The sequence below is a fragment of the Acidithiobacillus sp. AC3 genome (assembly GCF_050261095.1).
GTDB lineage: Bacteria > Pseudomonadota > Gammaproteobacteria > Acidithiobacillales > Acidithiobacillaceae > Igneacidithiobacillus > Igneacidithiobacillus copahuensis.
In genome coordinates this window covers 1-13005 of record NZ_CP189838.1, presented here as the reverse complement: position 1 = coordinate 13005, position 13005 = coordinate 1, and the positions used below count along the sequence as shown (strand labels likewise).

The following is a 13005-nucleotide window of genomic DNA, read 5'->3' as shown; positions in this document are numbered from 1 at the left end:
CTCAGCCCACAATCTTTTGTCCCACAGGCTGCGGGAAAATATGACTTTTGTTATAGCCAGGAACAATACCGATGACCGACTACAAAACTATCGCTGAATCCAATCACTTCATTGTTCTGGATAAATACAGCCGCGACTGGAAGGTGGCCGAAAGTTACCAGAGTGAATACGACTTGGAACGCGAGTTGATCGTGGACTTGCAGAATCAGGGCTATGAATACCTGCCCAGCCTAAGTACCCCCGAAGCCTTGCTGGCCAATGTGCGCGAGCAACTGCAAACGCTCAATAATGTGCATTTCCTTGATGGCGAGTGGCGGCGTTTTGTGGAAACCTGGCTGGACAAGCCGAGCGATGGCATTGTCGAGAAAACCCGCAAGATTCACGACGATTACATTCACGATTTTGTGTTTGACGATGGGCGCATCCAGAACATCTACCTGCTGGATAAGAAGAACATCGCCCGCAACAAGGTGCAGGTGATTAAGCAATTCGAGCAGACCGGCAGCCACGTCAACCGCTATGACGTGACGATTCTGGTCAATGGCCTGCCGCTGGTGCAGGTCGAGCTGAAAAAGCGCGGCGTGGCGATTCGGGAAGCCTTCAATCAGGTGCACCGCTACAGCAAGGAGAGCTTTAACAGCGAGCATTCGCTGTTCAAATACTTGCAGTTGTTCGTGATCTCTAACGGCACCGACAGCCGCTACTTTGCCAATACCACGCAGCGCAACAAGCACAGCTTCGACTTCACCATGAACTGGGCGAGGGCGGATAACAGTCTGATCAAGGATTTGAAGGACTTTACCGCCACTTTCTTGCAGAAAGGAACCCTGCTCAATGTGTTACTGCATTATTCGGTGTTCGATGTGAGCGATACCTTGCTGGTGATGCGCCCCTACCAGATTGCTGCCACCGAGCGCATTTTGTGGAAGATCAAGAGCAGCTATCAGGCCAAGAACTGGAGCAATACGGAGAGTGGTGGTTTCATCTGGCACACCACCGGTAGCGGCAAAACCCTGACCAGTTTCAAGGCGGCGCGTCTGGCTACCGAGTTGGATTTCATCGATAAGGTGTTTTTTGTGGTGGACCGCAAGGATCTGGACTACCAGACCATGAAGGAATACCAGCGCTTTTCACCGGACAGCGTGAATGGCTCGGACAGCACGGCGGGACTGAAGCGTAATCTGGACAAGGACGACAACAAGATCGTTGTCACCACCATCCAGAAGCTCAATAACCTGATGAAGAGCGAAGGCAACCTGCCGATCTTTGGCAAGCAGGTGGTGTTCATTTTTGATGAGTGCCACCGCAGCCAGTTTGGCGAGGCGCAGAAAAACCTGAAGCAGAAGTTCAAGAAGTTTTATCAGTTTGGTTTTACCGGCACGCCAATCTTCCCCGAGAACGCGCTGGGCGCGGAAACCACTGCCAGCGTGTTTGGCCGTGAGCTGCATGCGTATGTGATCACCGATGCGATTCGTGACGAAAAGGTGCTGAAGTTCAAGGTGGACTACAACGATGTGCGCCCGCAGTTCAAGGCCATTGAAACCGAGCAGGATGAGAAAAAACTCAGCGCGGCAGAAAACCGGCAGGCTTTGCTGCACCCGGATCGCATCTGCGAGATCACTCAGTACATCCTGAACAACTTCCGCCAGAAAACCCACCGCCTGCATCCCGGTAACAAAGGCTTCAATGCCATGTTCGCGGTCAGCAGCGTGGACGCGGCCAAGCTGTATTACGAGTCGTTCAAGACCTTGCAGAAGGATAGCGACAAGCCGCTGAAGGTGGCGACCATCTTTTCCTTTGCCGCCAATGAAGCGCAGGATGCGGTGGGCGATATTGCCGACGAGAGCTTTGATGTCTCGGCCATGAACAGCAGCGCCAAGGAGTTTTTGAGCGCGGCCATTGCCGACTATAACGCACTGTTCAAAACCAATTTCAGCGTGGATAGCAATGGCTTCCAGAACTATTACCGCGACCTGGCCAAAAGGGTTAAAGCCAAGGAGATCGACCTGCTGATTGTGGTCGGCATGTTCCTCACCGGCTTTGACGCGCCCACGCTGAACACCTTGTTTGTGGATAAAAACCTGCGTTACCACGGCTTGATGCAGGCTTATTCGCGCACCAACCGCATTTTTGATGCCACCAAAACCTTCGGCAATATCGTTACCTTCCGCGATCTGGAGCAGGCGACCATAGCCGCCATTACCCTGTTCGGTGACAAGAACACCAAGAATGTGGTGCTGGAGAAGAGCTATAGCGAATACATGGAAGGCTTCACCGATGAGGTCACCGGCGAGGCGCGGCGCGGCTTTGTGGCGGTGGTGAAGGAGCTGGAAACGCGCTTCCCGGATCCTGCCGCCATTGAAAAAGAGTCGGACAAAAAGGCTTTCGCCAAGCTCTTTGGCGAATATTTGCGCGTTGAAAACATCCTGCAAAACTTCGATGAGTTCGCCAGTCTGAAGGATTTGCAATGCATTGATATGAGCGACCCGGCGGCGGTGGCGGCGTTCAAGGCCAAGCATTATCTGAATGATGAGGATCTGGCCGCGTTGCAAGAGATCAAGATACCTGCCGAACGCAAAATCCAGGATTACCGCTCGAGCTATAATGATATTCGCGATTGGTTGCGGCGGGATAAGGCCTCCGCCGAGAAGGAAAAATCCAGCATCGACTGGGATGATGTGGTCTTTGAAGTGGAATTGCTCAAATCCCAGGAGATCAACCTAGACTACATTCTGGAGTTGATTTTTGAGCACCACAAGAAGGTCAAGAGCAAATCGGAATTGGTGGATGAAGTGCGTCGGGTCATTCGCGCCAGCCTGGGCAACCGCGCCAAGGAGAGCCTGCTGGTCGATTTTATCAATCAGACCGATCTCGATCAGATTGGCGATAAGGCGAGCGTCATCGATGCCTTCTTCACCTTTGCCCAAGCGGAACAACAGCGCGAGGCGGAAGAACTGATCAGCGCCGAAAATCTGAATGTCGAGGCCGCCAGGCGCTATATCACCAGCTCGCTCAAACGGGAATTTGCCAGTGACAGTGGCACGGAGCTCAATGCCGTACTGCCCAAGATGAGCCCGCTGAATCCACAATACCTGTCCAAAAAGCAGAGCGTTTTTCAGAAAATCGCGGCGTTTGTAGAGAAGTTCAAAGGCGTCGGCGGGCAGCTTTGCGATTTGCCCCGGAAACCCGAGGCCTGACCCTGGACGAGATCAGCGCCTCGTTTGTGCGGGATTGATCCTCAGGCGTCGGCGCGCGCCAGTACATGGTCCAGCCAGTGGCTGGAAAGCCGTTCGAGCAGACGGTTCTGCCCCTGCCGGGCGGTGAGGTTGTCGAGATCGACCCAGGCCAGAGGTTGATCCTGACCGGCACAGGTGAACACCGCCTGGGTGCGTTTGCCGGTTTCCGGATCGACCTGCCATTGCAGGCACTGGGCACAGACACCCTTGAGCATGCACTGCATGGGGCTGCCCACGGTGGCAACCGCTTCCAGATGGGCCGGGAACAACGACCCGAGATCGCCGCGCAGAGCGCTCTGGAAGCCCTTGAGCAGGCCGGTGGAGCCCATCACCATCAGACGATCGACCTGCTGCAGGGGGATCCCATCCCCGGCCTGTCCGGGCAATTGTCCGGCGGCGTACTCACGGAGCAACTGTACCATGTCCGCCGCCTCGACACTGAGGTCTTGCGATCGCCGCGCGGTAATCTTCGGACCCCGAGCCGTACACCAGAGAATCTGGTCGGCGGCGGCCTCCAGTTCGTCTTGGTGGTCGAGCTCGCTGGCCTGCGCGAAGGCTGCCACATAGAGCACACGATTACCGGCGGCGCGCAGGGCGGGGCCGATATCGAGCATCACTGCTGCCCCCCAGCGCCCGGCGACCACGGCGATGGTCTTGCCTTGGGGAATGTCCGTGGGTGCCCCCGTCGGACCCATGAGTAGGACGGGATCGCCTTCCTGCAGGCGTCCGGCAATGCGCGGCGCCGTACCCCATTGCAGCACCATCAGCCGGATCAAGTCGCCTTCCACTCCGGCGCCGCTGACCGTCAGTACCGGGATCTGCAAGCGGGTATCTTCGACCACGGGGCTGCCGGTCTCGAAGCTCTGCAGGCGGAAGAACTGCCCCGGCTGAAAATTACTGGCCGCTGCCGGGGCCTCGACCCAAAGCTCGCAGACCGCCGGGTTGCTGCGGTCGATACGACGAATCCGGGCGCTGAGCCGAGACTTCAGGCGCTCCTGGAACGCAGAGAGATCCTTCCGTGGCGCCGGGGGGAGAATTTCCATCGCCGCCAGCACATCGGGATAGCTCCGCTTGGCAGAGGCGATGGCCTTGACCACGCTGCCGTGATAGACCGGATGGGTATCGCCAATGAAGCTGACCCGATGACCGACGCCATCCTGGTAGGAAGTGAAAGGACCGGGCTCGGGCGATTTACAGTGCTCCGCTACCTGCACCTCCTGCACACTGCGGTCCGGGTGCGCCAGATGCGGCTGGAAATGATCGCCATCGAGCTGCAGGGTACCCGGATATTCCCGCTCATAGATGGTATTCGGCACCGTTCCGGCGGCCACGAAAACACTGCGGGCGGGCAGGCAGAGTTCCTCGCCCGTCGCGACCCAGCGGCCATCCTCTTCGCGCAGCTTGCGGAAAACCATGGCCTCGACATGCCCAAAGCCATCGAGATCGGCCCGTAGTGGATCTGCGCCTTCCTGGTAGAAAAGCCCCTCTTCCATGGCCTTGATCAGCTCTTCGTGGTTGCGGGTATAGGCAGGGGACTGGCGCATACCCTTGCGATAGGCCAGGGTGACGCCACCCCAGGCATGCAGCAGGGGAATGAAATTGGGTTCCTCGCCCTTCGCCGCCGCCCGCTCGCGTTCTGCGCGTACTGCCCGACCGTGGGCAAGAAATTCATCGAGGATGCCGGCGTCCTCTTCGGACAATCCTGCCCGCAGCTTTTCCTCGCCCATCTCGGGCAAAAGCGCCTCATAGCGCGCCAGGACTTTTTCGACCTGGCGAATATAGTAGGCCTGCACCTCGGTGGCGGTATCCACCGCCGTCAGACCACCTCCGATGACCACGGCGGGCAGCCGCACCTGCAGATTGGCCAGGCTGCTTTTCTTGCCGGCACCGGTGAGCTGCAGGGCCATGAGGAAATCACTGGCCTGGCGCATGCCGCGCGCCAGACTGCCGGGCAAGGATAGCACCCGGGGCAGGCCAGCGCCGGTGGCCAGACAGACATGATCAAAGCCCAGTTCCCAGGCATCTTCCAAACGCAGAGTGCCGCCGAGGCGCACGCCGCCAAAGATCTGGAACCCCGGCCGCCGCAGCAGGCTGAGATAGATCAGCTTGAGAAAGTTCTTGTCCCAGCGCACGGTGATGCCGTATTCGGCAACGCCGCCAAAACCGAGCAGGATGCGCTCATCAAGGTCTTCCTGCAGGGCCGACCAATCGCGCACTGGCGCCGTTTGCAGGCCATCGGGTAAGGGTTCGATCTTGAGCCCATCGACCCCGACCACAGTACAGCCCGCCTGCAGGAGGTGGTGGGCCATGGTGAAGCCTGCCGGCCCCATGCCAGCTACCAGGACTTTGCGGCCGTTGTCGTTGGTGGCAACGAATTGTTCCTGGCGCAGCGGATTCCAGCGCGTCAGCAGGTCATAGATCTCCACGCCCAAGGGCAGTTCCAGCACGTCAGTAAGGATGCGCGTTTCCACCTGGGGAATGTTGACCGGGTCTTGTTTCTGATAGACGCAGCCCTTCATACAATCATTGCAGATGCGGTGGCCCGTCGCCGGCACCATGGGGTTGTCGACCATGATCATCGCCAGGGCGGCAATGCTGAAGCCATCCCGCCGCAGAATCTGCATCTCGGAGATCTTTTCTTCCAAGGGGCAGCCAGTCAGGGTCACGCCGAGGGGATCGACCTTGAAGCCCAACTCGGGTACGCCCTTTTTCTCCGGGAAGCCGCGCGAGCAGAAATCGCCGTCGTGGTCGTGACAATAGAGGCAGTAATGCACCTCGCTTTGCACGCTGCGCAGGTCCATGCGCTGGTCAGTGAGATGGAAGGCATCTCGACGTCGCCAATTTTGCGGGTCGGCCGCCAGGGGATGATCGGCGCGCTCGGCATGTACCAGCGGCACCAGGTTCTCATGATCCATCCGTTCGGGTAGGCGAAAACTCGACCATCCCTCTACGGCAAGCTTGGCCGACGGATCACTCAGGGCCAGGGCACACCACTGGGTTAGCCGCTGAATAGCCTCGGCGTGCGCGGCCTCATCGGCCAACCAGCCCATCCCCAAGCGGGCAATCGACCACTCGCGATCGTCGGCGGGCAGACCGCTGGCATGCATCTGCTGATCCAACCAGCTTTGCAGGTCGCTGAAACTCTCGGCGAATTCGCCGCGAAAGCGTCGGCCGCGGCGCAGGACAAACTGCTTTTTGAAGTCCATGACCACGTCCTGATCACGGATCTTGGCTTGCAGGGCCTGGTTGGCATCGGCAATGGCAAAAAACTCGACGAGGAAATTTTCCAGATGCGGCGCAAGCGCAAGCAACAACTCGCTGCGTTCTTGGCCGTCCTGTGCAGCGCGTCCGGCGCGATGATCGAGCAGGCGCTGCGCCAGATCGGTGTCCCGCTCCCGCAGTGCATCGAGAAAGGCGGTATCCAGCTCTTGCGTCGTTTCCGCCTGCAGATAGTTTGAAAATGCGAAATCACTCAGCTTCAAAAAAGGTACTCCCTGCTTTCCCCGCCGACCGAAGCCGGCCATTTTGCCCTTCCCTGTACTTAGATGTCGAGTCGCGAGACGTAGCGGGCATTCTCTTCGATAAAGCGACGGCGTGGCTCCACGGCATCCCCCATGAGCATGGAAAAGACCTCGTCGGCAGCGATGGCATCTTCCACATCCACACGCACCAGGCGCCGGTTTTCGGCATTCATGGTGGTTTCCCAGAGCTGTTCCGGGTTCATCTCACCCAAGCCTTTGTAGCGCTGGATTTCGACGCCACGCCGGGCATCCGCCAGCAACCATTGCATGGCCTCACGAAAGCGCCGCACGTCGCTGCCTTTTTCCCCACGCTCGATACGCGCTCCCTGCCCCAGTCCCGCTTCGACCTCGCTGGCATATTTGCGCAAGTGCCGGAAATCACTGCTGAAAAAGTACTGGCTATCAAGATAACGTTGTTCACGGCTGCCATGTAGCTGGCGGCTGACCAGCAAGCGCGGTTCCTCGGCGGTGCCCAGCCATTCGATCTGCCAGTTTTCCCCCGCCAGGGCAGTTACCTCCATCTCCGCCGCTAGGGCTTGGGCATAAGCCGCCCACTGCGCGTCGCTGGCGTCCTCCAACGGTGCCGGCACGCTGGCCATTGCCCAGAGCAGCGCTTGCGGATAGCGGCGCTCCAAGCGGGCCACCAGGGCATCAATCGTCTGATACTGACGCATCATGGCGGCGAGGGTCTCTTCCGTGACGCTACGTCCCGTCTCGGCATGGAAGGCCGCGCCCTGCATGGCCAGCTCCCGCAGATACGCCGCCAGCTCGTTGTCGTCCTTGATGTAGCGCTCGTCCCGCCCCTTCTTGACCTTGTACAGCGGCGGCTGGGCAATATAGACATGGCCCCGTTCAACCAGCTCCGCCATTTGCCGGTAGAAGAAGGTAAGCAGCAGGGTGCGGATATGGCTGCCATCGACATCGGCATCGGTCATGATGATGACGCGGTGATAACGCAGTTTGGCCACGTCGAAGTCTTCCTTGCCGATCCCGGTGCCGAGGGCGGTGATCAGGGTGCCAATCTCGTCCGAGCCCAACATCCGATCGAAACGCGCGCGTTCGACATTGAGGATCTTGCCCTTGAGGGGGAGGATGGCCTGATGGCGACGATCGCGGCCTTGCTTGGCCGAGCCACCGGCGGAATCCCCTTCGACCAGATAGATTTCACATTTGGCCGGGTCTTTTTCCTGACAGTCGGCCAGTTTCCCTGGCAGATTGGCGACATCCAGGGCGCCCTTGCGCCGCGTCAGTTCCCGCGCCTTGCGCGCCGCCTCCCGTGCCCGCGCCGCCTCGATGATCTTGGCAGCAATCGCCTGCGCTTCCTTGGGATGTTCATCGAGGAAGATGGTCAGGGCCTCGGTCATCGACGATTCGACAATCGGCTTGACCTCACTGGATACCAGTTTGTCTTTGGTCTGCGAGGAGAATTTGGGGTCTGGAACCTTGACCGAGAGCACCGCCGTCAGACCCTCGCGGGCGTCGTCACCACTGGCGGCAATCTTCGCCTTGGCCAGCAGTCCTTCGCGCTCCATGTACTGGTTCAGGGTGCGGGTCAGGGCTCCGCGCAGGCCGGCCAGATGGGTACCGCCATCGGCCTGTGGGATGTTGTTGGTAAAGCAGAGCACCGTCTCGCTGTAGCTGTCGCTCCATTGCAGCGCCGCTTCGACGGTGACGCCATCGCGCTCTCCGGTCAGGGTGATAATGGAGGGATGGATGGCGCTGCGGTTGCGATTGAGATGTTCGACAAAAGCACGGATGCCGCCTTCATAATGAAAATTTTCTTCGCGCCCTTCACCGCGCTCGTCGACCAGACGAATGCGCACACCGGAGTTCAGAAAGGCCAGTTCGCGCAAGCGTTTGGCGAGGATTTCGAAATGAAAGCGGGTTTGCGCAAAAATTTCCGGAGAAGGCAGGAAGCGGATCTCGGTACCATGCTTGCGCGACGCCTCCCCCTGGGCCAGCGGTGCCAGTGGCTCGCCATCGCGGTATTCCTGGGTCCAGACATGGCCATCGCGCTGAATGCGCAAGCGCAGCCAACTCGACAGGGCATTCACTACCGAAACACCAACGCCATGCAAACCACCGGAGACCTTGTAGGCGTTGTCGTCAAATTTGCCGCCGGCATGGAGCACAGTCATGATCACTTCTGCGGCCGAGCGTCCTTCCTCGGCGTGGATGTCTACCGGGATGCCGCGGCCATTATCGGTCACACTCAGCGACTCATCCTCATGGATGCTGACGACGATCTGGTCACAATAGCCCGCCAGGGATTCATCGATGGCATTGTCGACCACTTCAAATACCATGTGATGCAGGCCACTGCCATCGTCGGTGTCGCCAATGTACATGCCCGGACGCTTGCGCACCGCTTCCAGCCCGCGCAAAACCTGAATGCTGGAAGAATCGTAGTTTTTCGTCATTGCATTTCCTCGATCAATTGACCTGCGTGCAGATAAAAAAGGGTATCGCCGGGCTCGGCGGGTGGCTCGGTGCCGGCGGCGAAAATCTGCGTCTGTAGTGCCTGGAGCTCCTGCATCCACCATCGACGCGCTCGCGAGTCGAGTTCCGCAGCAAAATCGTCGATGAGAATCACCGGCAAGGCTGCCCCGGCATCGCGTTGCACGGCAATCTGCGCCAGCCGGAAGGCAATCCCCAGCAGGCGCAACTGGCCGCGCGACAACTGCTCTGCGGCTGCCCGCCCCTGGACGCGAAACTGCAGGCGGGCGCGGTGCGCACCGCTATGGGTATAGGCGAACTGCTGATCGATACTGCGATCGCGTTCCAGGGCCTCTGCAAGATCGCCATTCCATCCCGGATGGAGAACAAAATCCACTTCCTGATCGGCCTGCGGGCTGGTGGACCAGATGCGCTGAAAATGGAGCTGCAAGGCCTCAACGTGGATGCTGCGTTGATCCTGAATGCGCTCGCCGAGGCGGATCACGGCGGCATTCCAGGCCTCCGGTGGAAGCCCCTGGCGCAAGGCTGCATTGCGCTGGCGCAAAGCCTGGCGATATTCGCGCAGGCTTACACCGTAACGGCGATCGGCATAGTACAGACCCCAGTCGAGGATGCGGCGACGCTCTTCGGCCGTACCGGAAACAAAGTGCGCATTGCCTTCGTGCCATGCTTGCAGCGGCAGAGTGTCGAGCAATTCCCAGGCACTGTGGATGCGTTCACCGTCCCGGGCGATTTCCCGTTCTTCCCCCTGCCGCCGCATCCCGACAAATTCTGCAATGCTGTCACTCAGGCGAGCACCCAGCCGATAATGCTCTGCTCCATCGCGAATCAACTGCCGCTGTCCACGCCGCCAGCTTTGTCCTGTGGCCAGCAGGTGCAGGGCTTCCAATACGGTGCTTTTGCCCACGCCATTGGCGCCGAGCAGCCAGTTCCAACCCGGTTGTGGCCGTAGCGTCAGCTGGGAGATGCTGCGCAAATTTTCGATCTGCAGCTCCACGATGGGCATTACAGACGAATGGGCATAACGATATACAGGGGATTATCGCTTTCTTGGGTGCGGATCAGTGCGCTGCTGGCACTGTCCCGAACCTGGATCAGTAATTCGTCGCTGGCAAAGATGTTTTGTGCATCCAGCAAGTAGCGAGTGTTGAAGGCAATTTCTGTGGCATCGCCATGTAGCGCGGCCGGTATACTGATTTCCCCCTCTTCCTGCTCTTCATTGCGGCTGCGGAGCACGAGGTTTTCCGCTTGGAAGTGCAGTGTGCAGACTGGGTTCTTGTCGCTGGCGATAACGTCGATCTGTTGCAGGGCAGTTTTCAGCGTTGGCCGGTCGATGATGCAATGGGTAAATTGGCCAACAGGGATGACCCGACGATAATCTGGATAGTTGGCATCCACCAGTCGGCTGGCAAATTCCTGTGATCCCTGTTGCATGCGGCAGCCTTGTTCATCAAAGCTCCAGGCGATATCGCCACTTCCCACGATGCGTAGCAGTTCCAGTACCGTTTTGCGGGGCAGGATGCCGTGGTAGGGCTCGGCATCGGAGCTATGAGCGAAGGCAATTTCCACCCGCGCCAGGCGATGTCCGTCGGTGGCGACGAGGCGCATCTTTTGCTCGCCAATCTCGACAAAAACGCCGTTGAGGAAATAGCGGGTGTCGTTGTGTGCCATGGCAGTGGAAGCCGCAGCCAGAGCGCGTTGGAAATCTTCGCCATCGCAGTTACCGGAGATGCGCGCAGCGCGCTCTTCCATGATGGGAAAATCCTGCGCAGGCAGGGTCGGTAGCGTAAATCGGGCGGAGCCGGACCGTAGGGTCAGACGCTCCCCGTTTTTGTGCAAGAGAATCTCGCTGCCATCCGCCAGGGTGCGACAGATGTCATAGAGCTTGCGTGCGGGAATGGCGGTTTGTCCGCCTTCTTCCACGCTGAGTTCCAGTTCTCCACGAAGCTGGATTTCCCCGTCGCTGGCAACGAGCTGCAGCCCTCTTTCGGTGCTGCGCAGTAACAGATGCGACAGGATCGGTTGTACCGGCCGGCGATTGGCAATGTTGGCCATGGCCGCGAGGAGGGGCAGGATCTCATCTTTCTGCACACGAAGCTTCATCGGGTTGTCTCCCAAGAGAATAATAAATTTTCTTTCTTTTTCTTATAGTGATTATTAAGGGGAATTTTGCCTGTGGATAACAGGCTTACCCTATTGATCAGTATGCCCCATGCAGGGGGACAGGAGGGACGGACAGCCTGTGGAAAAGCCGGTATCTTTGGGGATGATTTTCCGTGCGGATTCCATCCCCAAGCCAGTACCGGACTTGTTCCGGGGGTTACCCACAGCTTGTTCCGGCGCCTCATCCGCCCAGCACCCGCAGGATATTGTTGTAGTCCTCGGCAACCTGAGGGTCACTCTGCCGCAGTTTTTCGATCTGCCGACAGGCATGCAGGACCGTGGTGTGGTCGCGACCACCAAAGGCATCGCCAATCTCCGGCAGGCTGTGTGAGGTGAGTTCCTTGGTCAGGGCCATGGCCATCTGCCGTGGGCGGGCGATGTTGCGGCTGCGCCGCTTCGACTGCATCTCCGAGCCACGAATGTGAAAGTACTCGGCGACCACTTTCTGGATGTTGTCGAGGCTGATCATGCGCTTTTGCACGTCGATCAGATCGCGCAATGCCGCCCGCGCGGTCTCGACACTGTAGGGCTTGCGGGTGAAATTGACGTGCGCGATGACGCGCCGCAGCGCACCTTCCAGCTCCCGCACGTGCGAGCGGATCTTCTCGGCAATGAAAAAAGCTACTTCCTGGGGCAGTTCGATCCCCGCTTCTTCCGCTTTACATAAAACGATGGCCATGCGCGTTTCCAGATCGTGGGGTTCGATAGCCACCGTCAGGCCCCAACCGAAGCGCGATTGCAGACGTTCTTCCAAGCCCTCGACCTCTTTGGGATAACGATCACAGGTGATGATGATCTGACTGCCGCCGTCGAAGAGGGCATTGAAGGTATGGAAAAATTCTTCCTGGGTACGGTCCTTGTTGGCGAAGAATTGGATATCGTCGATGAGGAGGGCATCGAGCTTACGGTAGCGCTGCTTGAATTCGGCGGTGCTGTTGTGCTGGAGGGCGCGCACCATGTCCATGATGAAGCCCTCGGAGCTGATATACAGGATCTTGGCTTGCGGATTCGCACGCAGGATTTCGTTACCCACGGCATGCATCAGGTGGGTTTTGCCCAGACCGACGCCACCATAGATGTACAGCGGATTGTAGGATTTTCCCGGATGTTCAGCCACCTGGCGCGCTGCCGCTACCGCGAGCTGGTTCGACTTACCCTCGACATAGGCCTGAAAGGTAAAACCGTTATTGAGATGATGACCGTTGAGATGATGAGCGTGTCCGCGACGCTCCGGCTGGCTCGCTGGCCTTTCGTCGCTGATGGGCGCAGGCGCCTGCTGCAGGGCAACGCGCAAGCACAAGCCCGGAAGGATTTCATTCAGCTCTTTTTCCAGCAGTTCGCGGTAATGATTCTGCACGCGATCGCGGACAAAGCTGTTGGGTGCCAGGAGCAACAGTTCTTCGGCGTGCAATTCGGCCTGCAAAGGCCGCAGCCAAGTATTGTACTGCTGGGTGGACACCAACATTTCCATGCGGACGCTGAGGGCGCTCCATAGCGCTGCACCATCCTGGCTTGCCGTTTCGTTACTCATGGGGTCCTTGTCACAGGTACGGAATACGTTTCCCTGCAGCGTTCGGCACGCTACGCTAGCCACCACTGCTTGCTCCGGAGTATACGCCATGGCCCTT

6 protein-coding genes are annotated in these 13005 nt (G+C 58.7%); 1 reads left to right on the top strand and 5 read right to left on the bottom strand.

The window, feature by feature from the left end:
- Window positions 1-71: 71 nt before the first annotated feature.
- Window positions 72-3197: a type I restriction endonuclease subunit R gene (locus tag ACQAYK_RS00030; RefSeq protein ID WP_215872156.1), complete on the top strand. Its 3126-nt coding sequence runs from the start codon at window positions 72-74 to the stop codon at window positions 3195-3197.
- A gap of 41 nt (window positions 3198-3238) precedes the next feature.
- Here the strand turns inward: ACQAYK_RS00030 and ACQAYK_RS00025 are convergent, their stop codons facing one another.
- From ACQAYK_RS00025 to dnaA, 5 genes are all read right to left on the bottom strand, one after another.
- Window positions 3239-6718, bottom strand: coding sequence for an FAD-dependent oxidoreductase (locus ACQAYK_RS00025; RefSeq protein ID WP_226827296.1), 3480 nt, complete (start codon window positions 6716-6718; stop codon window positions 3239-3241).
- Window positions 6719-6777: 59 nt separating this feature from the next.
- The gene (gyrB, locus tag ACQAYK_RS00020; RefSeq protein ID WP_215872158.1) at window positions 6778-9177 is read right to left on the bottom strand and encodes a DNA topoisomerase (ATP-hydrolyzing) subunit B; all 2400 of its coding nucleotides are present in this window, start codon (window positions 9175-9177) and stop codon (window positions 6778-6780) included.
- On the bottom strand, window positions 9174-10220 hold the full coding sequence (recF, locus tag ACQAYK_RS00015) for a DNA replication/repair protein RecF (RefSeq protein WP_215872159.1): 1047 nt from the start codon (window positions 10218-10220) through the stop codon (window positions 9174-9176). The genes gyrB and recF overlap by 4 nt, the downstream gene beginning before the upstream one ends.
- On the bottom strand, window positions 10220-11317 hold the full coding sequence (gene dnaN, locus ACQAYK_RS00010) for a DNA polymerase III subunit beta (protein ID WP_215872160.1): 1098 nt from the start codon (window positions 11315-11317) through the stop codon (window positions 10220-10222). Before dnaN ends, recF begins: the two co-directional genes overlap by 1 nt.
- Window positions 11318-11558: 241 nt before the next feature.
- Window positions 11559-12908, bottom strand: coding sequence for a chromosomal replication initiator protein DnaA (dnaA, locus tag ACQAYK_RS00005; RefSeq protein WP_215872161.1), 1350 nt, complete (start codon window positions 12906-12908; stop codon window positions 11559-11561).
- Window positions 12909-13005: the final 97 nt, after the last annotated feature.

Excerpts from the sequence above, each read along its gene's own strand:
- gyrB (WP_215872158.1), bottom strand. The coding sequence starts at position 9,177 with ATGACGAAAAACTACGATTCTTCCAGCATTCAGGTTTTGCGCGGGCTG.
- ACQAYK_RS00030 (WP_215872156.1), top strand. The coding sequence starts at position 72 with ATGACCGACTACAAAACTATCGCTGAATCCAATCACTTCATTGTTCTG.
- dnaA (WP_215872161.1), bottom strand. The coding sequence starts at position 12,908 with ATGAGTAACGAAACGGCAAGCCAGGATGGTGCAGCGCTATGGAGCGCC.
- recF (WP_215872159.1), bottom strand. The coding sequence starts at position 10,220 with ATGCCCATCGTGGAGCTGCAGATCGAAAATTTGCGCAGCATCTCCCAG.
- dnaN (WP_215872160.1), bottom strand. The coding sequence starts at position 11,317 with ATGAAGCTTCGTGTGCAGAAAGATGAGATCCTGCCCCTCCTCGCGGCC.